The following is a 25,907-nucleotide window of genomic DNA, read 5'->3' as shown; positions in this document are numbered from 1 at the left end:
GGAGAATGACCGGGTGAACGCGCCCGACCTCGAACGCCTGCGCCCCCGGCTCCCTTCCCCCCTGGAGCCGGTCGAGGACGAGCGCTTCACCCGGCACGGCCTGCGGCTGCTGCTCAAGCGCGACGACCTGATCCACCCCGACCTGCCCGGCAACAAGTGGCGCAAGCTGGCGCCCAACCTGCGCGCGGCGGCCGGGCGGCCCGTGCTCACCTTCGGCGGGGCCTACTCCAACCACCTGCGCGCGACGGCCGCCGCCGGCCGCCTCCTCGGCTTCCGCACCCTCGGCGTCGTGCGCGGCGACGAGCTGGCCGGCCGGCCGCTGAACCCCTCGCTCGCGCGCTGCGCGGCGGACGGGATGCGGCTGCTGTTCGTCGACCGCGCCACGTACCGCGCCAAGCACAAGCCCGCCGTCCTCGGCCGCATCCTGGCCGAGGCGCCCGAAGACGTGTACGTCGTCCCCGAGGGCGGCAGCGACGCCCGCGCGGTCGCGGGCTGCGCCGAGCTCGGGCGCGAGCTGGCGGGCCGGGCCGACGTGGCCGCCGTCGCCTGCGGGACGGGCGGCACCCTGGCCGGGCTGGCCGCCGGGTTCCCGGGCCCCGTCCTCGGCGTCCCGGTGCTCAGGGGCGGCTTCCTCGGCGGCGAGGTCAGGGCCCTCCAGGAGGCCGCTTTCGGCTCCCCGCGCGGGGAGTGGCGACTGGACGAGCGCTTCCATTGCGGCGGTTACGCCCGTGTCCCCCCGGAGCTGGACGCGTTCGCGGACGCTTTCGGGGCGCGGCATGGACTCGCCATCGAGCGGCTGTATGTGGCCAAAATGCTCCATGGTCTCGTGACGCTCGCCGAGGAGGGCGCCTTCGCCCCCGGCACCCGGATCGCGGCCGTGGTCACCGGCTCGCCGGAGCCTCAGTCGGACTCCTCCCGGTAGGCCGCGGCCTCCTCCAGGTCGAGCCGGCGCAGCAGGGTGCGCATCATCTCGTCGTCGATCCGGCGCGCGTCGCGCAGTTGTACGAAGACTTCGCGTTCGGCGTCGATCATCTCGCGGGCCAGCCGCCGGTAGGTGTCGTCGGCGGTCTCGCCGGTGACCTCGTTGACGGCGCCGAGCCGCTCCCAGACGGCGTTGCGGCGGCGCTCCAGGACGGTGCGGAGCCGGTCGGCGAGCGGCGGCGGGAGGACGTTGCGCTCGTCGGCGAGCAGCTCGTCGAGGCGGGCTTCGGCGGCCCCCGACGCCTCGCTCTGGGCCTGCGCCTCGGCGAGGGTCTCCTGGTAGCGGTCGCGGCCGGGCAGCTTCAGGGCCCGGATGAGCGGCGGCAGGGTGAGGCCCTGGACCACGAGGGTGCCGATGACGGTGGTGAAGGTGAGGAAGAGGACCAGGTTGCGGGCCGGGAACTCGGTCCCGTCGGCGATCACGGGGATGGAGAAGGCGATGGCGAGCGAGACGACCCCGCGCATCCCGGCCCAGCCGACGACCAGCGGCGCCCGCCAGTCCACCTCGGGTTCGCGCGCGCGGATGCGCGCGGAGAAGCGGCGGGGCAGGAAGGTGGCGGGGTAGACCCAGACGAAGCGGACGACGACCACGGCCACGAAGACCCCGGCCGCGTACCAGGCCGCCTCGCCGATCCCGTACCGGCCGAGGCCCTGGACGACGTACGGGAGCTGGAGGCCGATCAGCGCGAAGACGGCGGACTCCAGGACGAAGGCGACCATCTTCCAGACCGCCTCCTCCTGGAGCCGGGTGGCGAAGTCGACCTGCCAGTTCTTGTGCCCGAGGAAGAGGCCGACCACGACGACGGCGAGCACGCCGGAGGCCCCGACCTCCTCGGCGGCGGCGTAGGCGACGAAGGGGATGAGCAGCGAGAGGGTGTTCTGGAGCAGCGCCTCGCGCAGATGGGTGCGGAGCCAGTGGATGGGCACCATGAGGATCAGGCCGACGCCGATGCCGCCGAGCGAGGCGAGCGCGAACTCGCCGAGGCCGCCGGCCCAGCTGATGCCCTCCCCCACGGCGGCGGCGAGCGCCACCTTGTACGCGGTGATGGCGGTGGCGTCGTTCACCAGGGACTCGCCCTGGAGGATGGTCGTGATCCTGTTCGGCAGGCCGAGCTTGCGGGCGATGGCGGTGGCGGCGACGGCGTCCGGCGGGGCGACGACCGCGCCGAGCACGAGCGCCGCCGTCAGCGGCAGGTCGGGCACGAGGACGTACGCGAGCCAGCCGACCGCGACCGTCGCGAACAGCACGTAGCCGACGGAGAGCAGGGCGACCGGCCGGATGTTGGCGCGCAGGTCGAGGTACGAGGAGTCGACGGCGGCCGTGTAGAGCAGCGGGGGCAGGATCAGCGGCAGCACGATGTGCGGGTCGAGGGTGTAGTCCGGCACCCCCGGCAGATAGGCCGCGATCAGGCCGACGGCCACCAGGAGCAGCGGCGCGGGGACCGGGGTGCGCCGGGCGAAGCCCGCCACCGCGGCGCTCGCCGCGACCAGTGCCACCAGCTGAAGTGCGTCCATGCCCGTCCCGTCCGTAACGTCCATGGGCTTGCGTCACTCCCGCTACGCGAGTCCCGCCACAACGTAACCTGGCCATCATGAGCGAGTGCCCGCACGTTGCCGAAATGCCGCGCCCCGAACCGGCGCCGCTGAACGACACCTGTCCGGAGTGCCTGGCCGACGGCACCCACCCCGTCCAGCTGCGGCTCTGCCTCAGCTGCGGGCACGTGGGCTGCTGCGACTCCTCGCTGGGGCGGCACGCGACGGCGCACTTCACGGCGACCGGCCATCCGGTGATGCGGACCTTCGAGCCCAACGAGCGCTGGCGCTGGTGCTTCGTGGACGGTTCGATCGTCTGACGGCTGGGTACGTCACCCCTCCGCGGGTTCTCCGCGGCCGCCGGGCGGGGGCCGGTCCTCAGGGCCCCCGGCGACACGGCGGGACGGATCGCGATAGCGTCTCGGCGGATCGCGCAACCCACTGCGTTCCGCCCGGTCCGGGGGGTTCTTCCCCGGACCCCGAAAGAGCTTGTGCCACCTTGGAGGTGAGGGTGTCCCAGATCGCAGGCGAGCCCGGGACCCAGGACTTCGTGGAAGTCCGGCTGCCCGCTGCGGGTGCCTACCTGTCCGTGCTGCGTACGGCCACGGCCGGTCTCGCGGCGCGTTTGGACTTCACCCTCGACGAGATCGAGGACTTGCGCATCGCCGTCGACGAGGCGTGCGCGATCCTGCTCCAGCAGGCCGTGCCGGGATCGGTGCTGAGCTGCGTCTTCCGGCTGGTCGACGACTCGCTCGACGTCACGGTGTCGGCCCCGACGACGGACGGCCGGGCCCCCGAGCGGGACACCTTCGCGTGGACGGTGCTGTCGGCACTGGCCGGCAAGGTGGAATCGTCCGTGGCGGCCGACCGTACGGTCTCCATCAGCCTGTACAAACAGCGCGGCGCGGGGCCAGGCCCGGCGTGAGGCGCGGGGACGCGACGGCCGGCATCCCTGAGCAGCAGGCACGGCCGCATCCGGACGCCGGGGCCGGGTCGGTCCCGGTCGGGGCCGGAGTCGAGGTCGCTACGGATCACGCGGAGCAGGCGGACCAGATGAGCGAGCAGGACCAGCACAACGAGGTTCCGGGCACCCCAGGGCCCCCCGGGACCCCTGAGGCCGCGGCGGCCCCGGGGGCCGCCGGGGCGGCCGGTGTCCCCGACGTGGCCGCCGGGGCGTCCGGCGGGGCTCCCGAGCCCGCCCCGGCGCCGCCGGCCGCCCACGACCCGCACGACCGCAGCGGCGCGCGGGCGCTCTTCATCGAGCTGCGGGCACTGCCGGAGGGATCCGCGGAGAAGGCCGCGCTGCGCGACCGGCTGGTGCGGATGCACCTGCCGCTGGTGGAGCACCTGGCCCGCCGCTTCCGCAACCGGGGCGAGCCGCTCGACGACCTGACCCAGGTGGCGACGATCGGCCTGATCAAGTCGGTGGACCGGTTCGACCCGGACCGGGGTGTGGAGTTCTCCACGTACGCGACCCCCACGGTGGTCGGCGAGATCAAGCGCCACTTCCGTGACAAGGGCTGGGCGGTCCGGGTCCCCCGGCGCCTCCAGGAGCTTCGGCTCTCGCTGACCACGGCGACGGCGGAGCTCTCGCAGCAGCACGGACGGTCACCGACCGTGCACGAGCTGGCGGAGCGGCTGGGGATCTCGGAGGAGGAGGTCCTGGAGGGGCTGGAGTCGGCGAACGCCTACTCGACGCTCTCCCTGGACGTGCCGGACACCGACGACGAGTCCCCCGCGGTCGCGGACACGCTGGGCGCGGAGGACGAGGCGCTGGAGGGGGTCGAGTACCGGGAGTCGCTCAAGCCGCTCCTGGAGGACCTGCCGCCGCGCGAGAAGCGGATCCTGCTGCTGCGCTTCTTCGGGAACATGACCCAGTCGCAGATCGCGCAGGAGGTCGGGATCTCGCAGATGCACGTCTCCCGGCTGCTCGCGCGGACGCTGGCGCAGCTGCGGGAGAAGCTGCTGGTGGAGGAGTAGGCCGGGGCCTCAGCGCGGCGCGTTCCGGCCCTGGCCCTGGGCCTGGCCCTGGCCCTGGGCCTGGCCCTGGCCCTGGCCTAGTCCTGGCCCTGGCCGGGGCGCCGGATGCCGAGCGCCTCGGTCGTGGACGGGCTCGCCAGCAGGACGAGCCCGGTCACGGCGAGCACGGCGAGGGCGATGCCGGCCGGGATCATGACGCTGTTCGCCTGGAGCAGCTGCCAGGCGACCGGCAGGGCGAGGATCTGGGTGATGACCGCGGGGCCGCGCGCCCAGGAGCGGCGCAGCCACAGGCCGCGGGCGGCGGCGAGCGGGATCAGGCCGAGGGCGACCAGGGTCGCGGCGCCCATGACGGCCGAGGTCAGGTCGTCGGGCCCGTCGCCGAGGACGGTCACCAGCATGTAGAGACCGCCGGCCAGGAGGGCGAGGCCCTCGACGCCGGCCACCGCGGCGGCGGCCGTGAGGCGCCCGGGCCGCGGGCTCCGCTCCGTACTGCTCATGTCTGCACCCTCGGCGCTGTCGGCACTGCTCATGCCCTGCAGGGTAGCCGGGGCCGGCGGGGAGCCGGGGGTACGGGCCGGGGGTACGGGCCGGGCTGGGCCCCGGTACCGCCGGGTAGGTACCCTGGCGACCATGCGCGCGCTTCTCGTGGTCAACCCGGCAGCCACCACCACCAGTGCCCGCACACGTGACGTGTTGATCCACGCGCTGGCCAGCGAGATGAAGCTGGAGGCGATCACCACCGAGTACCGGGGTCACGCCCGTGACCTGGGACGCAGAGCCGCCGACTCGGACGACATCGACCTGGTCGTGGCGCTCGGCGGCGACGGCACGGTCAACGAGGTGGTCAACGGGCTGCTGCACGCGGGGCCCGACCCGGACCGGCTGCCGGGGCTCGCGGTGGTGCCGGGCGGCTCGACCAATGTGTTCGCCCGCGCGCTGGGGCTGCCGAACGACGCCGTGGAGGCGACCGGGGCACTGCTCGACGCGCTGCGTGAGCGGCGGGCACGGACGGTGAGCCTGGGGCTGGCGTCCGGGACGCCGGGCACGGAGGACGAGGCCGTTCCGGAACGGTGGTTCACGTTCTGTGCCGGATACGGTTTCGACGCGAGCGTGATCGGCCGGGTCGAACAGCAGCGGGAGCGCGGAAAGCGTTCGACGCACGCGCTTTATCTGCGCCAGGTGGTGCGCCAGTTCCTGGGCGAGCAGAACCGGCGGCACGGGACGATCACGCTGGAGCGCCCGGGTGAGGATCCTGTGGAGGATCTGGTCCTCTCCATAATCTGCAACACCTCCCCCTGGACCTACCTCGGGAATCGCCCGGTGTACGCGTCCCCGGAGGCGTCCTTCGAAACCGCGCTGGACGTGCTCGGACTGAGCCGGCTCTCGGCTCCTTCGGTGGCCCGGTACGCCACTCAGCTGCTGACTTCGACCCCCGAAAAGGGGCCGCACGGCAAGCACGCGAGAACCCTGCACGACCTGACCGACTTCACCTTGCATTCGAAGGTGCCCCTACCCCTTCAGATGGACGGCGACCATCTGGGGCTGCGTACGAGCGTGACGTTCACAGGCGTACGCCGTGCACTGCGTGTGATTGTGTGACCGGAAGAGTCGAAAGTCCTTCCACTCGAACGTTTAGGCTGCCATCCACCCCCTAGAAGTACGGCTGTGACGGAGCCGACACCGAGGAATCAAAAAAAACTTTCCAGAAGGGGTTGTATCCGCTGCCGAGGTTTGCGAGTCTCTTCTTGGCGATCGGGACGGCCCGCAACACCGGCCTCCACTGAGAGCCAGAACCCCTCCTCAAACTCTGGACCACACCAGTTCACCTGGCAGTCGGCCCTTCCCTTGCGGGGGGATTCGTGAAAGCGTTCACATTCACAAGCAACTTGCACGTAATAACCAAGAGAGGTAGCAGCCATGGACTGGCGTCACAACGCCGTTTGTCGTGAGGAAGACCCCGAGCTGTTCTTCCCCATCGGCAACACCGGTCCTGCGCTGCTGCAGATCGAGGAAGCCAAGGCCGTCTGCCGCCGCTGCCCCGTCATGGAGCAGTGCCTGCAGTGGGCGCTCGAGTCCGGCCAGGACTCCGGCGTCTGGGGTGGCCTCAGCGAGGACGAGCGCCGTGCGATGAAGCGCCGCGCCGCCCGCAACCGGGCGCGCAACGCCAGCGCCTGAGCCACCTGTGACAGCCTGAGGCACGCGGCGCGTACATCGTGTACGCACTCACCGCCCCCGAGCCGCAGCGCGCAGCAGTAACCCACAGCATTCGAGCCCCGGACCGATTCACTTCGGTCCGGGGCTCGCTGCTGTGCGCGGCGGGAGTGCGGTCGGGGGCCGGGGTCCGGGACCCCAACCCCCGCCGTACGGGGGCTACTTCTGCGGCTGCACGGGGATGTCGAGCACGACCCGGGTGCCGCGCTCCTCGCCCGGCTGCATGTCGAAACCGCCGCCGAGCTCGCCCTCGACCAGGGTCCGCACGATCTGGAGCCCCAGGTTGCCGGCCCGCTGCGGGTCGAAGCCCTCGGGCAGCCCGCGCCCGTCGTCCTTGACCGTGATCAGCAGCCGGGCGTCCGCGCGGGGTTCGCCTCGGACGGCGGTGACCTCGACCGTGCCCTGCTCCCCCGGCGCGAAGGCGTGCTCCAGGGCGTTCTGCAGGATCTCGGTGAGGACCATGGAGAGCGGGGTGGCGACCTCGGCGTCCAGGATGCCGAAGCGCCCGTTGCGCCGACAGGTCACCTTGCCCGGGGAGATCTCCGCGACCATCGCGATCACCCGGTCCGCGATCTCGTCGAACTCGACCCGCTCGTCCAGGTTCTGGGACAGCGTCTCATGGACGATGGCGATCGAACCGACGCGCCGGACGGCCTCGTTGAGGGCCTCGCGCCCGCCCTCGGAGTCCATCCGGCGGGCCTGCAGGCGCAACAGGGCGGCCACCGTCTGGAGGTTGTTCTTCACCCGGTGGTGGATCTCCCGGATGGTGGCGTCCTTGGTGATCAACTCGCGCTCGCGTCGGCGCAGTTCGGTCACGTCCCGGAGCAGCACCAGCGAACCGATGCGGGTGCCCTTGGGCTTGAGCGGGATCGCCCGGAGCTGGATCACGCCGCCGTTGCCCTCGACCTCGAACTCGCGCGGGGCGTAGCCGGAGGCCATCGTGGCCAGGGCCTCGTCGACCGGGCCGCGGGAGGGGGCCAGTTCGGCGGTGATCTGGCCGAGGTGCTGCCCGGTGAGGTCGGCGGCGAGGCCGAGCCGGTGGTACGCGGAGAGGGCGTTGGGCGAGGCGTACTGCACGACGCCGTCGGCATCGAGCCGCATCAGCCCGTCGCCCGCGCGGGGCGAGGAGTCCATGTCCACCTGCTCGCCGGGGAACGGGAAGGTGCCCGCGGCGATCATCTGGGCCAGGTCGGAGGCGGACTGGAGGTAGGTGAGCTCCAGGCGCGAGGGGGTCCGGACGGTGAGCAGGTTGGTGTTGCGGGCGATGACGCCGAGGACGCGGCCCTCGCGGCGCACGGGGATGGACTCGACCCGGACCGGGACCTCCTCGCGCCACTCCGGGTCGCCCTCGCGGACGATCCGGCCCTCGTCGAGGGCGGCGTCCAGGAGCGGGCGCCGGCCGCGCGGGACCAGATGGCCGACCATGTCGTCCTGGTAGGACGTGGGGCCGGTGTTGGGCCGCATCTGGGCGACGGAGACGTACCGGGTGCCGTCCAGGGTGGGAACCCACAGGACGAGGTCGGCGAAGGAGAGGTCGGAGAGCAGCTGCCACTCCGACACCAGCGTGTGGAGCCAGTCGAGGTCGGACTCGCTCAGGGCGGTGTGCTGGCGGACGAGGTCGTTCATGGAGGGCACGTGTGCGAGCGTACCCGCGGAATTACAGGGCGGTGAACCTGGATCTCCGGGGCTCCGTGTTGGAGGATGGGCCCGGAAGGACCCGGTTCCTATGGATGGACAGACGAGAATGGTCTAGTCCACAATGCTTTCCAAGGAGCCTCCACTCTCCCCGCACAGGAGGGTGGACGAGGTACCCGGCGCTCTCTGCCCTGACTGCGCCGAGACCTCCCGACGGCCGAGGGCACCGCACACCCACGGCCGAGCAACTCCGGGCTGCGGTGCCGGACGGGTTGAGGGTCCCGTCAGGCGCCGCGGCCCGCGGGTGTCTTACGGGGCCGATCCGGGCGCGACCGCTCGGGCCGAGGCCGCTTCAGCCGAGGCCGCTCCGGCCTCCCGCGCCCCGCCGGCCGGTGGCCAGGCGCGCATCGCCGTCTCGGCCAGCGCCTCCAGCTCCTCCCGCCCCGCCCCGTCGCGGGCCTGCTGGGACATGCCCTGGAGGACGGCGCCGCTGAACCGGGCGAGGGCCCGGACGTCCGTGTCCGCGGGCAGCTCGCCGCTCTCCACGTCCCGGCGGATCCGCCCCTCGAACGAGGCCACGCTGGCCTCCCGGCGCCCGCGCAGGGCCTCCTCGACCTCGGGCGTCGAGCAGTTGACCGCGGCCGAGATCATCAGGCAGCCCCGTGGGTGGGCCGGGTCCGTGTACTCCCCCGCCGCCTCCCTGAGCATCCGGCCGATCGCGGCGCGGGCGGTCGGCTCCTCCGCGAAGGCGCGCCCGCCGAAGGCGCCGTACGAGCGCGCGTACCCCTCCACGACCTCCTCGAAGAGCGTCCTCTTGTCGCCGAAGGCCGCGTAGAGGCTGGGCGCGCTGATGCCCATCACGCGGGTGAGGTCGGAGACGGAGGTCGTCTCGTACCCGTGCTCCCAGAAGGCCATCGTGGCCTGCTCCAGCGCCGTCAGGCGGTCGAAGGAGCGGGGCCGGCCGCGCTGTTTCGAGGTCATGGGGAAATTCTATAGCGCCCGCTACGGAACGTGGTACGGTTCTTTTCGTAACGACCGCTACAGATGTGAGGGGGGCGTCCCGATGGGCGTGCTCGCGGGGAAGACGGCGCTGGTCACGGGTGGCAGCAGGGGCATCGGACGGGCGATCGCCGAGCGGCTGGGGAGGGACGGCGCGCGGGTCGCCGTGCACTACGGGAGCAACGAGGCGGCGGCGAAGGAGACGGTCGAGGCGATCGGGGCCGCGGGCGGCGACGCCTTCGCGATCGGGCAGGAGCTGGGCGTCCCGGGGGACGCGGAGGGGCTGTGGGCCGCCTTCGACGCCCACGCCGACGGCCTGGACATCCTGGTGAACAACGCGGGGATCACCGCCACGGCACCCTTCGCCTCGATCACCCAGGAGGAGTACGAGCGGATCTTCGCCGTCAACACCAGGGCGCCCTTCTTCCTGTCCCGGCTGGGCGTGGAGCGGCTGCGCGACGGCGGCCGGATCGTGAACGTGTCGACGGGCCTCTCGCACGCCTCGGTGATGCCGGAGCTGATCGCGTACGCGATGTCGAAGAGCGCCCTGGACACCTTCACCCGCGACCTGTCGAAGGTGCTGGGCCCGCGCGGGATCACGGTGAACGCGGTGGCGCCCGGCATCGTCGACACCGACATCAACGCGGGCTGGCTGCGGGGGGACGAGGAGGCGTGGGCCGGGGCGGCGGCCATGTCGGCCCTGGGGCGGGTCGGGGAGCCGGCCGACATAGCCGACGTGGTGGCCTTCCTGGCCTCCCCCGACGGGCGCTGGGTGACCGGCCAGTGGATCGACGCGACGGGGGGCTCTCTGGCCTGAGCGCGGGGCGGGCGCGGGGCCCGGGCGCGGGCGCGGGGCGGGCGCGGGCGGGCGGGCGCGGGCGGGCGGGCGCGGTCCCGAGTGGCTGTCGGGGCGGCGGCGGCCGACGATGGGTGAGGTGGGCCGAGGACGGGTCCCCCCGGCCCGTCCGCGGGCCGGAACGACATGGGCGGACGGCCTCGGCTCTGCTAGATTTGGGTTTGATTGGTCTATACCACCAGGCTCCTTTCCAGCCCCTCACCAGATCGGCAGGCACAGCGTGGAAGTTGTCATCGTCAAGGACGCCAAGGCGGGCGGCGAGCTCATCGCGGACGGCATCGCCGACCTCCTGCGCCGCAAGCCGGACGCGCTGCTCGGCGTGGCCACCGGATCGACCCCGCTGCCCATCTACGACGCCCTGACGGCCAAGGTCGCGGCCGGTTCCGTGGACGCCTCCCGGGCCCGCATCGCCCAGCTGGACGAGTACGTGGGGCTGCCCGCCGGGCACCCCGAGTCCTACCGGTCCACGGTGCTGCGCCAGGTCGTCGAGCCGCTCGGCCTCACCCAGGACGCCTTCATGGGCCCCGACGGCTCCGCCGAGGACGTCCAGGCGGCCTGCCTGGCCTACGACCGGGCGCTCAGCGAGGCCGGCGGCGTGGACCTCCAGATCCTCGGCATCGGCACCGACGGGCACATCGGCTTCAACGAGCCCTGCTCCTCGCTCGCCTCCCGCACCCGGATCAAGACGCTCACCGAGCAGACCCGGGTGGACAACGCGCGCTTCTTCGACAACGACATCGAGCAGGTGCCGCACCACGTCATCACCCAGGGCATCGGCACCATCCTGGAGGCCCGCCACCTGGTGCTGCTCGCCACCGGCGAGGGCAAGGCCGAAGCCGTGGCGCAGACGGTCGAGGGCCCGGTCGCGGCGCTCGTGCCCGCCTCCGCGCTCCAGCTGCACCCGCACGCGACCGTGGTCGTGGACGAGGCCGCCGCGTCCAAGCTGAAGCTGGCCGACTACTTCCGCCACACCTTCGCGAGCAAGCCCGCCTGGCAGGGCATCTAGCCGTCCGGATCCGCGGCGGCCCGCGCACCGGCGCACGTCACGCGAAGGGGCCCGGCACCTGGATCAGGTGCCGGGCCCCTTCGCGTACACGGGCACGGGACTCCCGGGCACGGGACTCCCGGGCGTGGGACTAGCGTCCGACGACGGCCTCCGCGGCGGCGCGGCCGCAGACGCGGGCGGCGCCGTGGGTCGCGATGTGCAGGGCCCCGCGAGGCTCCGACTCGTTGAGGCCCATCTCGACCACCACGGTGTCCGGGCGGGCGGCCAGCAGGTCGTCCAGGGCCTTCGCCATCCACGGGTGGCGGTGGGCGTCCCGGACGACCGCGACCACGCGCCGGCCGCCGGCCGCGGCGAGCAGCCCGTCCAGCGAGGCGTCGGCGCCGTAGTTGCCGGTCGCGGTGCCGGGGAGCAGCCGCTCCAGTTCGGCGGCGACGCCCCAGGGGGTCTCGTCGCCGACCGCGAAGTTGGCGACGGGGGTGAAGGAGGCCACGTAGGGCGCCTCGGTGACCGGCTGGTACGGGTGCTCGCCCGGGGTCAGCCGCAGGGCCCGGCGGGCCGCCACGAGACCCACGTCGGTGCCGGGCGCGGTCCCCTCCTGCACTGCCGCGCCCGGCCCCGAACCAGCCCCCCTCGCCCGGTGCGCCTGGGTCCAGGCCGCCAGGGCGCGCACGCGCGCCGCGGCGTCGGCCAGCCGCTCCTCGGGCAGTTCACCGGCCCGTACCGCGTTCACCAGCGCGTCGCGCAGCCGCAGTACGGTGTCCTCGTCGGCCAGCCCGCCGCCGACGCAGATGGCGTCGGCGCCCGCGGCGATCGCGAGGACGGATCCGCGCTCGATGCCGTACGTCGAGGAGATGGCCTGCATCTCCATGCCGTCGGTGACGATGAGCCCCTCGAAGCCCAGCTCCCGGCGCAGCAGACCGGTGAGGATCTGCGGGCTCAGGGTGGCGGGACGGTTCGGGTCGAGCGCGGAGAGCAGGATATGCGCGCTCATGACGGCTTTGGTACCCGCGGCGATGGCCGCGCGGAAAGGCACCAGCTCACGGGCGTGCAGTGTGTCGAGGTCCACATCGATGCGGGGCAGCGCGTGGTGCGAGTCCACATTGGTGTCGCCGTGCCCCGGGAAGTGCTTGGTGCAGGCGGCGACACCGACGGCCTGGAGGCCGTCGACGTAGGCCACGGTGTGCCGGGCGACCAGCTCGGGGTCGGCGCCGAAGGAGCGCACCCCGATGACCGGGTTGTCGGCGTTGGAGTTCACGTCGGCGGAGGGCGCCCAGTTGAGGTCGACCCCGCAGGCGGCGAGCCGGCTGCCGAGCTCGCGGGCCACGGCCCGGGTGAGCTCGACGTCGTCGACGCTGCCCAGCGCGTAGTTGCCCGGGAAGGAGGAGCCCTGCTTGACCTCCAGGCGGGTCACGTCGCCGCCCTCCTCGTCGATGGCGACGAGGACGTCGTCCCGCTCGGCGCGCAGCCGCGCGGTGAGCGCGGCGAGCTGCTCCGGGGTGTCGATGTTGCGTCCGAAGAGGCCGACCGAGGAGAGTCCCTCGCCGATCCGGCGCAGCAGCCAGTCGGGGGCGGTGGTGCCCACGAAGCCGGGCTGGAGGACGGTGAGGGCGTCCCGGGTCAGGGTGTCCGAGGCGCTTTCGAGAATGGTCATGGGGAGGACGTCATCCCTTCACGGCGCCGGCCGTCAGGCCAGCGGCCATCTTGCGCTGGACGAGGAGGAAGAGGATCACGATGGGCACGGCCATCATGGTGGAGCCGGCCATCATCGCGGAGTACTCGGTGCCGTTCTTGGTGATGAAGTTGGAGAGCCAGACGGTGGCCGTCTGGTTCTGCTGGCTCATCAGCATCAGGGCGTAGAGGTACTCGTTCCAGGCCTGGATGAAGCCGTAGACCGAGGTGGCGACCATGCCGGGGGCGAGCAGCGGGAAGACGACCCGCAGGAACGCGCCGGTGGGGGTGCAGCCGTCGACCTGCGCGGCCTCCTCCAGCTCCTTGGGGATGTTCACGATGAAGCCTCGGAGGGTCCACACCGTGAAGGGGAGGATGAAGGTCAGGTACGTGATGATCAGGCCGCTGATCTTGTCGTACTGGCCGAGGTCGTTGAGCATCAGGAAGACCGGGATGATCATCGCGACCAGCGGGACCATCTGGACCGCGAGGATGCCGACGATGACGACCTTGCGGCCCCGGAAGGCGAAGCGGGAGATCGCGAGGGCGGCGAGGAGGCCGACCACGATGCCGATCACGACCACGACGGACGAGACGAGGAGGCTGCGGGTGACCGGGCCCCAGAAGTCCGCGATGTCCAGCGCACGCTTGAAGTTGTCGAGCGTGAAGGTGGTCGGGAAGAACTTCGGGTTGGGGTCGATGGCGTCCCGGTCGGGCTTGAACGCCGTGTTCAGCATCCAGTAGACGGGGAAGCCGGCGGTGACGAAGACGAGCAGACCGAGCAGGTTCCAGCCGAACTTCGACTTGCGCGGGCGGCGCGGGGCCGCGGCGACCTTGGCGGTGCTCACTCCACATCTCCGATCTTGAGCATCTGGCGCATGTACACCGCGACGACGCCGAGCAGCAGCAGGACCGTGACGAGCGCGATCGCGGAGCCGGTGCCGTAGTCGTTGACGACGAACGCCCGGTCGAACGAGTACGTGGTGAGGAGCTGGAACTCGGCCTCGGGGTGGCCGTTGCGCATCACGTAGACCTGCGGGAAGACGCCCATGTCCCAGATCACCGAGAGCGTCGTCAGCATGACGATGATGGGCTTGAGGATCGGCAGCGTGACGTAGCGGAAGACCTTCCAGGCTCCGGCGCCGTCGAGGCGGGCGGCCTCTTCGAGCTCCTTGGGCACCTGGGTGAGGCCGGCGCTCAGGGTGATCACGACGAAGGGCACGGCGCCCCAGACCACCAGGAGCATGATCACGGCGAGGCCCTGGGGGCCGCTGGCGAACCAGTTGTGGCCGATCATGTCGACCCCCGGCAGGCGGCTGAGCAGCCAGTTGAGGACGCCGTAGTCGGTGTCGAAGATCCACTTGAAGATGGCGGTGGCGACGATGATCGGCATGCCCCAGCTCGCCACGAGGACGATGTTGATGAGGAGCTTGACCCAGCCGGAGACGCGCTGGAGGAGCAGCGCGATCGCCATGCCGAGGACCATCGTGACGATCACCGCGCCGCCCGCGAAGATCACGGTGCGCAGGACCACGGACCAGAACTCGGAGTCGCCGAGGATCCGGGTGAAGTTCTCCAGGCCGGCCGAGGTGGGCGCCTCGAAGCCCCACAGCTGCGGCTGGCCGTAGTTCTGGAACGAGAGGGAGACCAGGCGGACCAGCGGATAGCCGAGGACCAGGAGGAGCACGAGCAGACATGGCGCGAGGAGCAGCCATGGGACCCCGGCTCTGCCTATGGACTTCCCGCGCGGGGCGGGGACACCGGCCGTGGAGCCGGATGGTGGCGATTGCCGCACCGGCGGCACCTTCGCGGTGGTTGTGTCTGCGGCACTCATCCCGTGCTCCTCAGCGATCCCTCTCGTGGTACGGGCGGCAGGGCCCCGCCGTGGCGACGGGGCCCTGCCATAGGTCACTTGGTGTTGATGACCTTGTCGATCGCGGCGTCGGCGTCCTTGGCCGCCTGCTCGACCGACTTCTTGCCGTTGGCGATCTCGATGAGCATCGTCTTGAGGGTCTGGGCCTTCTCGACCTGGCCCCAGCCGGGGGCGGTCGGGACGAACCAGCTCGACTCGGCGGCGGTCGCCGGGACGGCGGTGGCCGGGTCGTTCTTCAGCGGGGCGAGGTCCGCCTTGTTGTTGGGCAGGTTGCCCTTGGCGATCAGGCCCTTCTGGCCCTCGGGGCCGGTGAAGGCGGCGATCCACTCGGCCGCGACGCCCTGCGCCTTGGACTTGACCGGGATGGCCAGGTCCGAGCCGCCGAGGAAGACGGGGAGGTTCTTGCCGGACGGGCCGGGCATGACGAAGTTCTCGAGCTTGTCCTTCAGCCCGCCGACCTTGTCGGACTTCGGGTCGGCGGCGGTGGCGCCCTCCCAGCCGGCGGCGAAGATCGTCGCGGAGTTGCCCTGGCCGAAGACGACGGGACGGTCGGACTCGTCCTTCGTCTTGTCGCCGTGCATGTACTTGTCGACGATGTTCTTGTACTCGGTGAGGCCCTTGACGGACTCGGGCGAGGAGAGGTTCGCCTTCCAGGTCTCGCCGTCCTGCTTGGCGATGGAGCCGCCCGCCTCGTAGACGAAGGACATCGCGGCGTACCAGTCCGGCGACGGCTGGTACCAGGCGCTGAACTTGTCGCCCTTCTTCGCCTGGATCTTGTCCAGGGCGGCGGTCAGCTCGGCCCAGGTCTTCGGGGCGGCCGTGACACCCGCCTCGGCGGCGATGTCCTTGCGCCAGGTGCCCACGCGGCCACCGGCGTAGTAGGGGACACCGTAGGTCTTGCCGTTGTAGGTGACCGAGTCCTTCAGGGCGTCGAGCCACTTGTCGGAGTTGTCGAACTTCGACGGGTCGACCGGGGCGAAGGCGCCCTTGGCCATGTAGCTGATCATCTCGGAGTTGCCCATCTCGACAACGTCCGGGGCCTTGTCCGTGGCGAGCACCGCGTCGAGCTTGGTGTTCTTGTCCGGCCAGCCGTAGTACTCGTGCTTGATCTTGATGCCCGGGTGCTTCTTGGTCACCGCGTCATCGGCGGCCTTGACCAGCTCCGGCCAGTTGTTCTGGGCGTCGACCGTCAGCCAGACGGTGAGCTCCTTGGCGTCACCGCCGGCCTTCGCACCGCCCTTGTCGTCCGAGCCACCACACGCGGCAATGCTGACCATCATGCCCGCGACGCCGATCGCCGCGATGAGCTTGCGCTTCACGCCACCCTCCTCAGGGATGCTGCAACCCCTGCCCACCGCGCGAAGACATACAGACATACGTCGAGTAGTGCTCGTGGGGCTGGGACCTGGTCTTTAATGGTGTAGACCAGTACCCGGAGCTTGGCCTAGACCTTTAGGGGTGTCAAGGGTGTATAAGAAGGGCAGTCGGGTCCGTTATCGGACCGACACCTGAGGGAGGGCGACGACCCGTGACCGGTCCGTGCCACCATGTGAGCCGCGACAGACGGAGGAGCCGGTGACGGCAGCAGCACAGGAGTCGGGAAGGCAGGCCATGGCCACGGACACGGGCAGCACGGAGACAGAGGGCGGCCCAGCCACCCGCACCGCGCGCGTGCCCAAGTACTACCGGCTCAAGCGGCACTTGCTCGACATGACGGAGACCCTGCCGCCCGGCACCCCGGTCCCGCCCGAGCGCACCCTGGCCGCCGAGTTCGACACCTCGCGCACCACCGTGCGCCAGGCCCTCCAGGAACTGGTCGTCGAGGGCCGGCTGGAGCGGATCCAGGGCAAGGGCACCTTCGTGGCCAAGCCCAAGGTGTCCCAGGCCCTCCAGCTCACCTCGTACACCGAGGACATGCGCGCGCAGGGCCTGGAGCCCACCTCGCAGTTGCTCGACATCGGATACGTGACGGCCGACGACACCCTCGCCGGGCTGCTCGACATCACGGCCGGCGGACGGGTGCTGCGGATCGAGCGGCTGCGTCTGGCGAGCGGCGAGCCGATGGCCATCGAGACCACCCACCTGTCCGCCAAGCGCTTCCCGGCGCTGCGGCGTTCGCTGGTCAAGTACACCTCGCTGTACACGGCGCTGGCCGAGGTCTACGACGTGCGCCTGGCCGAGGCCGAGGAGACGATCGAGACCTCGCTGGCCACCCCGCGCGAGGCCGGACTGCTCGGCACGGACGTCGGCCTGCCGATGCTGATGCTCTCCCGGCACTCCCTGGACGCCCAGGGCGAACCGGTCGAATGGGTGCGTTCCGTCTACCGCGGCGACCGCTACAAGTTCGTCGCCCGCCTGCAGCGCCCCAACGACTGAGCCGGGCCCGCCCGATATCGATCTGACGTAGACCTGACAGTCTTGATCCGTTATACGGACAGGGGTTCCTAACAGCGGGACCGTCCCCTAGATTTCCCCGTCTCACGAGGTGATCAGCGAGGGGACGGTTTCGCCATGTCAGAAGCGGCACAAGGGAAACAACCGGTCATCACACCGGTCAGAGTGGTGATCGGGCTCTGCCTGTTCGCGCCGTTCGTCGCGATGCTGTGGGTCGGCTCGTACGCGAAGGTGGAGCCCACCGTCGCCGGCATCCCGTTCTTCTACTGGTACCAGATGCTCTGGGTGGTCGTCTCGACCGCGCTGACCATGATCGCGTACCAGCTCTGGAAGCGTGACCAGCGCGCCCGCAAGGGGGGTGACGCGCGATGAACGACGGCGTGAACGGCGTCGCGCTCGGCGTCTTCGTCTTCTTCTTCCTGGCCGTCACGGTCATGGGCTTCCTGGCCGCCAAGTGGCGCAAGGCCGAGAACGAGAACAGCCTCGACGAATGGGGCCTCGGCGGGCGCTCGTTCGGCACCTGGGTCACCTGGTTCCTGCTCGGCGGCGACCTCTACACCGCGTACACCTTCGTCGCCGTCCCGGCGGCCATCTACGCGGCGGGCGCGGCCGGCTTCTTCGCCGTGCCGTACACGATCCTGGTCTACCCGCTGATCTTCACCTTCCTGCCGCGCCTGTGGTCGGTCTCGCACAAGCACGGCTACGTGACGACCTCCGACTTCGTCCGCGGCCGCTTCGGCTCCAAGGGCCTGTCGCTGGCGGTCGCCGTCACCGGCATCCTCGCCACCATGCCGTACATCGCCCTGCAACTCGTCGGCATCCAGGCCGTCCTGGACGTGATGGGCGTCGGCGGCGGCGAGGACACCCACTGGTTCGTCAAGGACCTGCCGCTGCTCATCGCCTTCGGCGTGCTCGCGGCGTACACGTACTCCTCCGGGCTGCGCGCCCCGGCGCTCATCGCCTTCGTCAAGGACACCCTGATCTACCTCGTCATCGCGGTGGCGATCATCTACATCCCGATCAAGCTGGGCGGCTTCGACGAGATCTTCGCCAAGGCGGGCGAGGCCTACCAGACGGTCAACCCGGCCACCGGCAAGCCCAAGGGCGCGCTCGTGCCCGGCGAGGCCGGCCAGTGGACGTACGCGACCCTCGCGCTCGGCTCGGCGCTGGCGCTCTTCATGTACCCGCACTCCATCACGGCGACCCTGTCGTCCCGGAGCCGCGAGGTGATCCGCCGCAACACCACGATCCTGCCGCTGTACTCGCTGATGCTGGGCCTGCTCGCGCTGCTCGGCTTCATGGCGATCGCCGCCGGCGTGAAGGTCAGCAACGGGCAGCTCGCCATCCCGCAGCTCTTCGAGGACATGTTCCCCGCCTGGTTCGCCGGTGTGGCCTTCGCCGCCATCGGCATCGGCGCCCTGGTCCCGGCCGCGATCATGTCGATCGCGGCGGCCAACCTCTTCACCCGCAACATCTACAAGGACTTCCTCAAGCGGGACGCGACGCCGGAGCAGGAGACCAAGGTCTCCAAGCTGGTCTCGCTGCTCGTGAAGGTCGGCGCGCTGGTCTTCGTCCTCACCATGGACAAGACCGTCGCGATCAACTTCCAGCTGCTCGGCGGCATCTGGATCCTCCAGACCTTCCCCGCCCTCGTCGGCGGCCTGTTCACCCGCTGGTTCCACCGCTGGGCGCTGCTCGGCGGCTGGGCCGTCGGCATGGTCTACGGCACCGCCGCCGCGTACGGGGTGGCCAGCCCCACCCAGAAGCACTTCGGCGGCTCCTCGGCCGAGATCCCCGGCATCGGCGAGATCGGCTACATCGGCCTCACCGCCTTCGTGCTCAACGTCGTCGTCACCGTGGTCCTCACCCTCGTCCTGAAGGCGCTCAAGGCGCCCGACGGCGTCGACGAGACCTCGCCCGGCGACTACACGGCGGACGCCGGTGACAAGGGCGTCGCCACCGAGCTCCCGAAGGTCGGCGCCGCCGGGCACTGACCCCCGGCACCGGCCCGTACGGCCCCGGCACCCGCCCCGTACGGCCGCCGCGCCGCCCCGCTCCCGCCCGCCTCCGGGTATCCCGGAGGCGGGCGGAGCCGTGCCCGGGGGCAGACTCCCTGTCATGGACTTCACGATCAGGGCGGTACGGCCCGAGGAGTACGAGGCGCTCGGCGAGGTCACCGCGCGGGCCTACCTCGACGACGGCTTCCTCACCTTCGGCGAGGACGACGCCTATCTGCACCGGCTGCGGGACACCGCCCGGCGGGACGCCGAGGCGGAGGTGCTGGTGGCCGTCGACACGGCGGGCGACGCCGGGGCCGCCGTCGGCGGGGCCGTCCTCGGCGGGGTGACCTTCGCGCTCGGCGGCGAGGAGTGGGCCGACATCGCCGGCCCCGGCGAGGCCGAGTTCCGGATGCTGGCCGTCGCGCGGACGGCCCGCGGCCGGGGCGTCGGGGAGGCCCTGGTGCGGGCCTGTGTGGACCGGGCGCGGGCCGCCGAGGGGTGCGCCCGGCTCGTGCTGTCCACCCAGCGAACCATGACCACCGCCCACCGGATCTATGAGCGACTGGGCTTCGTCCGCTCCCCCGAACGCGACTGGAAGCCCGTCCCGGGCCTGGACTTCACCCTGTTCACCTACGTTCTGGAGCTCTGACCGCATCCCAGGCCGACACAACATGTGGGGGGTGCCGCGAGCGGTGCCCCCCACATGTATGCTCGTCCTCGCTGTCGCCGCAGGGGAATCCGGTGGAAATCCGGAACTGTCCCGCAACGGTGTGTTTTGTGCGCGTTCGCGCCAAGGTGAGTCCGAGGACCTGCCGACAGCGCACCCGGTCCGTCCGTTCCGGGTGCCGACAGACGTCCGGGCCTCGCGGAGTGGGCCGGTGGACGCGGCGCCGCCGTGCGTACGGCAGCCCGTTCCCCGCCTCCCGTCCTGGCACCGAGCCGAGCGAGGGAGAGCCCCCACGTGACCATCGCGCCCGCCGATCCGGCCGCAGCGATCGAGACCGACGGCCCCGGCACCGTGCTGCTGCGGACCCTGACCGATCTCACCGCCGACCTCCCGGACACCGACCCCGGCAAGGTCGCCGCCGCCGCCCTGCGCGGCCGCAGCGCCTCCTCGGACGAGGCGGAGCTGCGCGAACTGGCCACCGAGGCCGCCGCCGGACTGATCGCCGAGGACCCGGCGTACTCCCGGCTCGCCGCCCGGCTGCTCACCCTCACCATCGCCGACGAGGCCGCCGGCCAGGGCGCCGTCGCCTTCTCCGCCTCCGTCGCCGTCGGGCACCGCGAGGGCCTGATCGCCGACCGCACCGCCGCCTTCGTCGCCGCGCACACGGCCCGCCTGGACGCGCTGATCGACCCGGCCGGCGACGACCGCTTCGGCTACTTCGGCCTGCGCACCCTCTACTCCCGCTACCTGCTGCGCCACCCGATCACCCGCCAGGTCATCGAGACCCCGCAGCACTTCATGCTGCGCGTGGCGAGCGGCCTCGCCGAGGACGACAGCGCCCGCGCCGTGGACGAGGTGGCGGCGCTGTACGGGCTGATGAGCCGGCTCGACTACCTGCCCTCCTCCCCCACCCTCTTCAACTCCGGCACCCGCCACCCGCAGATGTCCTCCTGCTACCTGCTGGACTCCCCGCAGGACGAGCTGGACTCCATCTACGACCGCTACCACCAGGTCGCGCGGCTGTCGAAGCACGCGGGCGGCATCGGCCTCTCGTACTCCCGCATCCGCGCGCGCGGCTCGCTGATCCGAGGCACCAACGGGCACTCCAACGGCATCGTGCCGTTCCTGAAGACGCTGGACGCCTCCGTCGCCGCCGTCAACCAGGGCGGCCGCCGCAAGGGTGCCGCCGCCGTCTACCTGGAGACCTGGCACGCGGACATCGAGGAGTTCCTGGAGCTCCGCGACAACACCGGCGAGGACGCCCGCCGCACCCACAACCTGAACCTGGCGCACTGGATCCCGGACGAGTTCATGCGCCGGGTCAACGCGGACGCGCCCTGGTCGCTGTTCTCCCCCGCCGACGTGCCCGAGCTGGTCGACTTGTACGGCGCGGAGTTCGACACGGCGTACCGCAGGGCCGAGGCGGCGGGCCTGGCCAAGAAGACGATGCCGGCGCGGGACCTGTACGGCCGGATGATGCGCACCCTCGCGCAGACCGGCAACGGCTGGATGACCTTCAAGGACGCCTCCAACCGGACCGCCAACCAGACCGCCGAGCCCGGCTCCGTCGTGCACTCCTCGAACCTCTGCACCGAGATCATCGAGGTCACCGACGACGGCGAGACGGCCGTCTGCAACCTCGGCTCGGTCAACCTCGGCGCCTTCGTGACCGGCGGCGGCATCGACTGGGAGCGCCTCGACGAGACGGTGCGCACCGCGGTCACCTTCCTCGACCGGGTCGTCGACATCAACTTCTACCCGACCGAGCAGGCGGGCCGCTCCAACGCCCGCTGGCGTCCGGTGGGCCTGGGCGCGATGGGCCTCCAGGACGTCTTCTTCAAGCTCCGGATGCCCTTCGACTCGGCCGAGGCCCGCGCGCTGTCCACCCGGATCGCCGAGCGGATCATGCTGGCCGCGTACGAGGCCTCCGCCGACCTCGCCGAGCGCAACGGCCCGCTGCCCGCCTGGGACAAGACCCGCACCGCGCGCGGCGTGCTGCACCCGGACCACTTCGACGTGGAGCTCAACTGGCCGGAGCGCTGGGCCGCGCTGCGCGAGCGGATCGCCGCCGTCGGGATGCGCAACAGCCTGCTGCTGGCCATCGCGCCGACGGCGACGATCGCCTCGATCGCCGGTGTCTACGAGTGCATCGAGCCGCAGGTCTCCAACCTGTTCAAGCGCGAGACGCTGTCCGGCGAGTTCCTCCAGGTCAACTCGTACCTGGTGGACGAGCTGAAGGCGCTGGGCGTGTGGGACGCGCAGACCCGCGAGGCGCTGCGCGAGGCCAACGGCTCGATCGCCGGCTTCGGCTGGGTGCCGGCCGAGGTGCGCGAGCTGTACCGCACGGCCTGGGAGATCCCGCAGCGCGGCCTGATCGACATGGCCGCCGCCCGCACCCCGTTCCTGGACCAGGCGCAGTCGCTGAACCTGTTCTTGGAGACGCCGACCATCGGCAAGCTGTCGTCGATGTACGCGTACGCCTGGAAGCAGGGCCTGAAGACCACGTACTACCTGCGCTCGCGTCCGGCGACCCGGATCGCCCGCGCCGCCCAGGCGTCCGCCTCGGCCGCCGCCCCCATCCCCGTCCAGCAGGCCGCCGACCCCGACGCCGTCGCCTGCTCCCTTGAGAACCCCGAGTCCTGCGAGGCCTGCCAGTAATGAGCACCACCGAGAACAAGAACCTCCTGGACCCGGGCTTCGAGCTCACCCTCCGTCCGATGCGCTACCCGGACTTCTACGAGCGCTACCGGGACGCGATCAAGAACACCTGGACCGTCGAGGAGGTCGACCTCCACTCGGACGTCGCCGACCTCGCGAAGCTCACCCCCGGTGAGCAGCACATGATCGGGCGCCTGGTCGCGTTCTTCGCGACGGGCGACTCGATCGTCTCGAACAACCTGGTCCTGACCCTCTACAAGCACATCAACTCCCCCGAGGCGCGCCTCTACCTCTCGCGCCAGCTCTTCGAGGAGGCCGTGCACGTCCAGTTCTACCTGACGCTCCTGGACACGTACCTCCCCGACCCGGACGACCGGGCCGCCGCGTTCGACGCGGTCGAGGAGATCCCCTCCATCCGCGAGAAGGCGCAGTTCTGCTTCAAGTGGATGGACTCGGTCGAGAAGATCGACAAGCTGGAGACGGCCGCCGACCGCCGCCGCTTCCTGCTCAACCTGATCTGCTTCGCCGCGTGCATCGAGGGCCTGTTCTTCTACGGCGCCTTCGCGTACGTGTACTGGTTCCGGTCCCGGGGCCTGCTGCACGGCCTGGCGACCGGCACCAACTGGGTGTTCCGCGACGAGACGATGCACATGAACTTCGCCTTCGAGGTCGTGGACACCGTCCGCAAGGAGGAGCCCGAGCTCTTCGACGACGCGCTCCAGGAGCAGGTCACCGCGATGCTGCGGGAGGCCGTCGAGGCGGAGCTGCAGTTCGGCCGCGACCTGTGCGGCGACGGCCTGCCGGGCATGAACACCGAGTCGATGCGCGAGTACCTCCAGTGCGTCGCCGACCAGCGCCTGGTCCGCCTGGGCTTCGCCCCGGTGTACGGCTCGGAGAACCCGTTCGCGTTCATGGAACTCCAGGGCGTCCAGGAGCTGACCAACTTCTTCGAACGCCGCCCGTCCGCCTACCAGGTGGCGGTCGAGGGCTCGGTGGACCTGGACGAGGACTTCTAGTCCGGTCCTGGGGACAGGGAGAAGGGGTTCAGCACTCGACGCGTGCTGAACCCCTTCTCCCTTTTCGGACGGCTCAGGACGTGACGGCCCGGATGCCGGACGCGGACGAGCGGGAAACGCTGCGGACGGGGCGGGACGAGCCGGTCATCGACCTGGCGAGGGTGACGTACGACAGCCGGGACCAGCCGGTCCAGGTCGACATGATGACCGTGCCCGCGCACCGGCAACGACTCCGCTACGAGATCGCGATCGGATGACCGTGCCCGGCGCCGCGGTCACCGCCCGCTCGACGCGTAGGCTCCCCCGCATGGGTGATCTCGGGCGGACGCGGATACTGGCCGGGGTCGCGGCCCTGGTGACGGTCGGGGCCGGGCTGGGGGTCAGGGTCGTGGCGGGCGGTGCGGTCGCCAAGTACGCGGGGGACGCGCTCTACACGGTGCTGGTCGTGGCGCTGGTGGTGCTGGTCGTTCCCCGGGTGCGGCCGTCGGTGGCGGCGGGGGTCGGGCTCGGGTTCAGCTGGGGCATGGAGCTCTTCCAGCTGACCGGGCTGCCGGCCGCGATGGCCGCGCACAGCGCCCTGGCGCGGCTGGTGTTCGGCACGACGTTCAACGCGCCGGACCTCTTCTGGTACGCGATCGGCGCGGCGGCCGGCTGGGCCGGTCACCGCGCCGTGCGCGCGAAGGGGCGGGGTCAGTCGTTGGCGACGACCGGGTAGCGCGGGGTGCCCTCTTCCATCTGGCGCAGGGCGTCCTTGCGGTCGCGCTTGGAGAGGCGGTCGATGTACAGGTACCCGTACAGGTGGTCCGTCTCGTGCTGGAGGCAGCGGGCGAAGTAGCCGGTGCCCCGGACCTTGATCGGGTTGCCCTTCTCGTCCTGGCCGGTGAGCTCGGCGTAGTCCGGGCGGGCCAGCTCGGCGTACGCGGTCGGCACCGAGAGGCAGCCCTCGTTGGACTCGTCGAGGGCGCGGCGGTCGGCCGGAAGCTCCTGGAGGACCGGGTTGCAGACGACGCCCACGTGGCGCACGCCCTCGTCGTCCATGCAGTCGTAGACGAAGACCTTCAGGTCCACGCCGATCTGGTTGGCGGCGAGGCCGACGCCCTGGGCGGTGCGCTGGCTGGCGAACATGTCGTCGACCAGCTTCGCCAGCTCGTCGTCGAAGGCGGTGACGTCCTTGCACTCCTTGTGGAGCACGGGGTTGCCGACGACGGTGATCGGGCGGGAGGCGCCGCGCTCGCGGTACGCGGTCTCGCGCTCCTCGGTGCCCTCCGTGTCGATGACGTAGCCCTCGTCGTCGACGGGGAGCACGCCGTCCCCGAACTGCTCTGTGTCCTGCTGCGCCATGTCCGCCGTACGCCTTCCTCAAAACCCTGTGGTGTCCGCGTACAGCCTACGGGCCCGGGAGCACCGGCTCAGCAGACCTCTTCGAGATCGCGCCACTCGCGGCTGTCCGGGCTGTCGGCGACCCAGCCGTCGAGCAGCCCGCGCACCAGCCCGGCGGGGGCGGCGATGCCGCACTCGCGCTCCGGCACCCACAGCTCGCCGGGCGAGCGGTGGCCGAGCGGCCCGGGGTGCCCCGGCTCGCTGTGGTCGTGCGGGTCCAGGTGCTCGCCCTCGCCCTCGGCGCTGGGCATCGTCGACTCGGAGCAGGCCCGGCACAGCAGCCGGACGGAGGAGGACCAGTCCTCGGCGGCGAAGCCCGCGTCGGCGGCGAGCTGCTCCAGGGCGTCCCGGTCGGCTTCGGTGGCGGCCTCCAGGAGGACCACCCAGGTCGGCACCGGGGAGGGCGCCCACAGCTCGATCTCGTCGAAGACGGGGTACGCGGGGCCCGCGCTGGTGGTCCGCTCGCCGTTCGGCACGCCGTCGTGCAGGACGACCTCGCCCCAGCGGCGGCCGGAGGACGGCAGCGGGATGGACAGGACCTCGATCCGGGCCGGGTCGAGCCGGCGGCCCCACACGACCTCGGCCTCTCCCTCCGGGGAGAGCCGCACGGCCGCGCTGCCCAGCTCCATGCCGGCCGGCTCGCCGGTGCCCGCGGCGGCGCCGGGGACCTTCAGCCCGTAGGCCTGCCAGGCGCGGCGGGCCAGCGGCCAGTCCTGGAGCGCGGTGGCGGCGATGCCGACGTTCCACCAGTCGGGGGCGCCGGTCTCCTTGTCGAGCAGGGCGACCGCGCGCAGCCCGGCGGTCCTGGCCTGCTCCCAGTCGTGCCGGAACTTGTGCAGCAGGGCCAGGTTGAACCAGGACTCGGAGAGCCAGGGCTCCAGGTCCGCCGCACGCGTCAGCAGCGCGCCCGCGTCCTCGTACCGGCCGTCGCCGATCAGCGTGAACGCGCGGTCGGTGGCCTGCCGCCACGAGGCGGAGGGCCGATGCCGTACCTTCCCGAAGATCCTCACGATTCCCGCCTGCCGGTCGCTTCACCCTCTTGTTCGCATC

Annotated in this window: 26 protein-coding genes and 1 riboswitch; of the genes, 16 read left to right on the top strand and 10 right to left on the bottom strand. The window is 71.4% G+C overall.

Annotated features, from left to right (window positions below):
• Window positions 1–13 precede the first annotated feature (13 nt).
• The gene (locus ACZ6J5_RS27785) at window positions 14–922 is read left to right on the top strand and encodes a 1-aminocyclopropane-1-carboxylate deaminase/D-cysteine desulfhydrase (protein WP_469395985.1); all 909 of its coding nucleotides are present in this window, start codon (window positions 14–16) and stop codon (window positions 920–922) included.
• Here ACZ6J5_RS27785 and ACZ6J5_RS27780 read toward each other — a convergent pair.
• Complete coding sequence (locus ACZ6J5_RS27780; protein ID WP_469395983.1) at window positions 901–2,496, bottom strand: Na+/H+ antiporter; 1,596 nt, start codon at window positions 2,494–2,496, stop codon at window positions 901–903. The genes ACZ6J5_RS27785 and ACZ6J5_RS27780 overlap by 22 nt on opposite strands.
• 77 nt (window positions 2,497–2,573) lie before the next feature.
• Here ACZ6J5_RS27780 and ACZ6J5_RS27775 point away from each other — a divergent pair, with 77 nt between their 5' ends.
• The 3 genes from ACZ6J5_RS27775 (at window position 2,574) to ACZ6J5_RS27765 (ending at window position 4,494) form a co-directional block, all read left to right on the top strand.
• The gene (locus tag ACZ6J5_RS27775; RefSeq protein ID WP_362479309.1) at window positions 2,574–2,834 is read left to right on the top strand and encodes a UBP-type zinc finger domain-containing protein; all 261 of its coding nucleotides are present in this window, start codon (window positions 2,574–2,576) and stop codon (window positions 2,832–2,834) included.
• A 191-nt stretch (window positions 2,835–3,025) separates the two neighbouring features.
• The gene (locus ACZ6J5_RS27770; RefSeq protein ID WP_362479307.1) at window positions 3,026–3,439 is read left to right on the top strand and encodes an ATP-binding protein; all 414 of its coding nucleotides are present in this window, start codon (window positions 3,026–3,028) and stop codon (window positions 3,437–3,439) included.
• Complete coding sequence (locus ACZ6J5_RS27765) at window positions 3,436–4,494, top strand: RNA polymerase sigma factor SigF (protein ID WP_469395981.1); 1,059 nt, start codon at window positions 3,436–3,438, stop codon at window positions 4,492–4,494. Before ACZ6J5_RS27770 ends, ACZ6J5_RS27765 begins: the two co-directional genes overlap by 4 nt.
• A 77-nt stretch (window positions 4,495–4,571) precedes the next feature.
• Here the strand turns inward: ACZ6J5_RS27765 and ACZ6J5_RS27760 are convergent, their stop codons facing one another.
• Window positions 4,572–5,024, bottom strand: coding sequence for a hypothetical protein (locus tag ACZ6J5_RS27760; RefSeq protein WP_469395979.1), 453 nt, complete (start codon window positions 5,022–5,024; stop codon window positions 4,572–4,574).
• 100 nt (window positions 5,025–5,124) lie between these two features.
• On the opposite strand from ACZ6J5_RS27760, the gene ACZ6J5_RS27755 reads away from it, so the two are divergent.
• Together ACZ6J5_RS27755 and ACZ6J5_RS27750 are read left to right on the top strand one after the other, a co-directional pair.
• Window positions 5,125–6,093 carry a diacylglycerol/lipid kinase family protein gene (locus ACZ6J5_RS27755; protein WP_469395977.1) on the top strand — a complete coding sequence of 323 codons (969 nt, stop codon included), beginning with the start codon at window positions 5,125–5,127 and terminating at the stop codon, window positions 6,091–6,093.
• A gap of 318 nt (window positions 6,094–6,411) precedes the next feature.
• Window positions 6,412–6,669 carry a WhiB family transcriptional regulator gene (locus ACZ6J5_RS27750; RefSeq protein ID WP_003953983.1) on the top strand — a complete coding sequence of 86 codons (258 nt, stop codon included), beginning with the start codon at window positions 6,412–6,414 and terminating at the stop codon, window positions 6,667–6,669.
• 195 nt (window positions 6,670–6,864) lie between these two features.
• Here ACZ6J5_RS27750 and ACZ6J5_RS27745 read toward each other — a convergent pair whose 3' ends face one another.
• On the bottom strand, window positions 6,865–8,331 hold the full coding sequence (locus ACZ6J5_RS27745) for a sensor histidine kinase (RefSeq protein WP_469396080.1): 1,467 nt from the start codon (window positions 8,329–8,331) through the stop codon (window positions 6,865–6,867).
• Window positions 8,332–8,649: 318 nt separating this feature from the next.
• On the bottom strand, window positions 8,650–9,321 hold the full coding sequence (locus tag ACZ6J5_RS27740) for a TetR/AcrR family transcriptional regulator (protein ID WP_469395976.1): 672 nt from the start codon (window positions 9,319–9,321) through the stop codon (window positions 8,650–8,652).
• A gap of 82 nt (window positions 9,322–9,403) precedes the next feature.
• Between ACZ6J5_RS27740 and ACZ6J5_RS27735 the strand changes: the two genes are divergently transcribed.
• A complete protein-coding gene (locus ACZ6J5_RS27735) occupies window positions 9,404–10,156 on the top strand; it encodes an SDR family oxidoreductase (protein WP_469395974.1) in 753 nt (250 codons plus the stop codon).
• Window positions 10,157–10,415: 259 nt separating this feature from the next.
• Window positions 10,416–11,201, top strand: a complete 786-nt coding sequence (gene nagB, locus ACZ6J5_RS27730) for a glucosamine-6-phosphate deaminase (RefSeq protein WP_469395972.1) — start codon at window positions 10,416–10,418, stop codon at window positions 11,199–11,201.
• A gap of 130 nt (window positions 11,202–11,331) precedes the next feature.
• Here nagB and ACZ6J5_RS27725 read toward each other — a convergent pair whose 3' ends face one another.
• The 4 genes from ACZ6J5_RS27725 to ACZ6J5_RS27710 form a co-directional block, all read right to left on the bottom strand.
• On the bottom strand, window positions 11,332–12,852 hold the full coding sequence (locus ACZ6J5_RS27725) for a glycoside hydrolase family 3 protein (protein ID WP_469395970.1): 1,521 nt from the start codon (window positions 12,850–12,852) through the stop codon (window positions 11,332–11,334).
• 10 nt (window positions 12,853–12,862) lie between these two features.
• Window positions 12,863–13,717 (bottom strand): carbohydrate ABC transporter permease, encoded by an 855-nt coding sequence (locus ACZ6J5_RS27720; protein ID WP_469395968.1) that lies wholly within the window; start codon window positions 13,715–13,717, stop codon window positions 12,863–12,865.
• Window positions 13,714–14,703, bottom strand: coding sequence for a carbohydrate ABC transporter permease (locus ACZ6J5_RS27715; protein ID WP_469395967.1), 990 nt, complete (start codon window positions 14,701–14,703; stop codon window positions 13,714–13,716). Before ACZ6J5_RS27715 ends, ACZ6J5_RS27720 begins: the two co-directional genes overlap by 4 nt.
• A gap of 74 nt (window positions 14,704–14,777) precedes the next feature.
• Window positions 14,778–16,061: an extracellular solute-binding protein gene (locus ACZ6J5_RS27710; protein ID WP_469395965.1), complete on the bottom strand. Its 1,284-nt coding sequence runs from the start codon at window positions 16,059–16,061 to the stop codon at window positions 14,778–14,780.
• Between the two features lie 292 nt (window positions 16,062–16,353).
• On the opposite strand from ACZ6J5_RS27710, the gene ACZ6J5_RS27705 reads away from it, so the two are divergent.
• The 8 genes from ACZ6J5_RS27705 to ACZ6J5_RS27670 all read left to right on the top strand — a co-directional run bounded on the left by ACZ6J5_RS27705 (window position 16,354) and on the right by ACZ6J5_RS27670 (window position 24,192).
• On the top strand, window positions 16,354–17,118 hold the full coding sequence (locus ACZ6J5_RS27705) for a GntR family transcriptional regulator (RefSeq protein ID WP_469395963.1): 765 nt from the start codon (window positions 16,354–16,356) through the stop codon (window positions 17,116–17,118).
• 135 nt (window positions 17,119–17,253) lie between these two features.
• Window positions 17,254–17,508, top strand: coding sequence for a DUF3311 domain-containing protein (locus ACZ6J5_RS27700; protein WP_362479280.1), 255 nt, complete (start codon window positions 17,254–17,256; stop codon window positions 17,506–17,508).
• Complete coding sequence (gene mctP / locus ACZ6J5_RS27695; RefSeq protein WP_469395961.1) at window positions 17,505–19,130, top strand: monocarboxylate uptake permease MctP; 1,626 nt, start codon at window positions 17,505–17,507, stop codon at window positions 19,128–19,130. The genes ACZ6J5_RS27700 and mctP overlap by 4 nt, the downstream gene beginning before the upstream one ends.
• A 124-nt stretch (window positions 19,131–19,254) precedes the next feature.
• Complete coding sequence (locus ACZ6J5_RS27690) at window positions 19,255–19,785, top strand: GNAT family N-acetyltransferase (RefSeq protein WP_469395959.1); 531 nt, start codon at window positions 19,255–19,257, stop codon at window positions 19,783–19,785.
• Between the two features lie 71 nt (window positions 19,786–19,856).
• Window positions 19,857–19,955, top strand: a riboswitch (adenosylcobalamin-variant (AdoCbl-variant) riboswitch).
• A gap of 142 nt (window positions 19,956–20,097) precedes the next feature.
• A complete protein-coding gene (locus tag ACZ6J5_RS27685; protein ID WP_469395957.1) occupies window positions 20,098–22,461 on the top strand; it encodes a ribonucleoside-diphosphate reductase subunit alpha in 2,364 nt (787 codons plus the stop codon).
• Entirely contained in the window at window positions 22,461–23,477 is a 1,017-nt protein-coding gene (locus ACZ6J5_RS27680) for a ribonucleotide-diphosphate reductase subunit beta (RefSeq protein ID WP_469395955.1), read from the top strand. The genes ACZ6J5_RS27685 and ACZ6J5_RS27680 overlap by 1 nt, the downstream gene beginning before the upstream one ends.
• An 80-nt stretch (window positions 23,478–23,557) precedes the next feature.
• Window positions 23,558–23,734: a UTRA domain-containing protein gene (locus ACZ6J5_RS27675; protein ID WP_469395953.1), complete on the top strand. Its 177-nt coding sequence runs from the start codon at window positions 23,558–23,560 to the stop codon at window positions 23,732–23,734.
• Window positions 23,735–23,784: 50 nt separating this feature from the next.
• Window positions 23,785–24,192 (top strand): DUF2809 domain-containing protein, encoded by a 408-nt coding sequence (locus ACZ6J5_RS27670; RefSeq protein ID WP_469395951.1) that lies wholly within the window; start codon window positions 23,785–23,787, stop codon window positions 24,190–24,192.
• Here the strand turns inward: ACZ6J5_RS27670 and def are convergent.
• Both def and ACZ6J5_RS27660 read right to left on the bottom strand, forming a co-directional pair.
• A complete protein-coding gene (gene def, locus ACZ6J5_RS27665; protein ID WP_469395950.1) occupies window positions 24,168–24,818 on the bottom strand; it encodes a peptide deformylase in 651 nt (216 codons plus the stop codon). The two genes, ACZ6J5_RS27670 and def, sit on opposite strands and share 25 nt — an antisense overlap.
• Window positions 24,819–24,886: 68 nt before the next feature.
• Window positions 24,887–25,867, bottom strand: a complete 981-nt coding sequence (locus ACZ6J5_RS27660; RefSeq protein WP_469395947.1) for a tetratricopeptide repeat protein — start codon at window positions 25,865–25,867, stop codon at window positions 24,887–24,889.
• Between the last annotated feature and the right edge of the window lie 40 nt (window positions 25,868–25,907).

It is taken from the genome of Streptomyces sp. NPDC042100, from assembly GCF_055582325.1.
Note: the sequence above shows the minus strand (reverse complement) of the source record. Positions and strands in the feature narration are given on the sequence as shown.

Excerpts from the sequence above, each read along its gene's own strand:
- ACZ6J5_RS27780 (WP_469395983.1), bottom strand. The coding sequence starts at position 2,496 with ATGGACGCACTTCAGCTGGTGGCACTGGTCGCGGCGAGCGCCGCGGTG.
- ACZ6J5_RS27775 (WP_362479309.1), top strand. The coding sequence starts at position 2,574 with ATGAGCGAGTGCCCGCACGTTGCCGAAATGCCGCGCCCCGAACCGGCG.
- ACZ6J5_RS27760 (WP_469395979.1), bottom strand. The coding sequence starts at position 5,024 with ATGAGCAGTGCCGACAGCGCCGAGGGTGCAGACATGAGCAGTACGGAG.
- ACZ6J5_RS27755 (WP_469395977.1), top strand. The coding sequence starts at position 5,125 with ATGCGCGCGCTTCTCGTGGTCAACCCGGCAGCCACCACCACCAGTGCC.
- ACZ6J5_RS27750 (WP_003953983.1), top strand. The coding sequence starts at position 6,412 with ATGGACTGGCGTCACAACGCCGTTTGTCGTGAGGAAGACCCCGAGCTG.
- ACZ6J5_RS27745 (WP_469396080.1), bottom strand. The coding sequence starts at position 8,331 with ATGAACGACCTCGTCCGCCAGCACACCGCCCTGAGCGAGTCCGACCTC.
- ACZ6J5_RS27740 (WP_469395976.1), bottom strand. The coding sequence starts at position 9,321 with ATGACCTCGAAACAGCGCGGCCGGCCCCGCTCCTTCGACCGCCTGACG.
- ACZ6J5_RS27735 (WP_469395974.1), top strand. The coding sequence starts at position 9,404 with ATGGGCGTGCTCGCGGGGAAGACGGCGCTGGTCACGGGTGGCAGCAGG.
- ACZ6J5_RS27725 (WP_469395970.1), bottom strand. The coding sequence starts at position 12,852 with ATGACCATTCTCGAAAGCGCCTCGGACACCCTGACCCGGGACGCCCTC.
- ACZ6J5_RS27715 (WP_469395967.1), bottom strand. The coding sequence starts at position 14,703 with ATGAGTGCCGCAGACACAACCACCGCGAAGGTGCCGCCGGTGCGGCAA.
- ACZ6J5_RS27705 (WP_469395963.1), top strand. The coding sequence starts at position 16,354 with ATGGCCACGGACACGGGCAGCACGGAGACAGAGGGCGGCCCAGCCACC.
- ACZ6J5_RS27700 (WP_362479280.1), top strand. The coding sequence starts at position 17,254 with ATGTCAGAAGCGGCACAAGGGAAACAACCGGTCATCACACCGGTCAGA.
- mctP (WP_469395961.1), top strand. The coding sequence starts at position 17,505 with ATGAACGACGGCGTGAACGGCGTCGCGCTCGGCGTCTTCGTCTTCTTC.
- ACZ6J5_RS27690 (WP_469395959.1), top strand. The coding sequence starts at position 19,255 with ATGGACTTCACGATCAGGGCGGTACGGCCCGAGGAGTACGAGGCGCTC.
- ACZ6J5_RS27680 (WP_469395955.1), top strand. The coding sequence starts at position 22,461 with ATGAGCACCACCGAGAACAAGAACCTCCTGGACCCGGGCTTCGAGCTC.
- ACZ6J5_RS27670 (WP_469395951.1), top strand. The coding sequence starts at position 23,785 with ATGGGTGATCTCGGGCGGACGCGGATACTGGCCGGGGTCGCGGCCCTG.
- def (WP_469395950.1), bottom strand. The coding sequence starts at position 24,818 with ATGGCGCAGCAGGACACAGAGCAGTTCGGGGACGGCGTGCTCCCCGTC.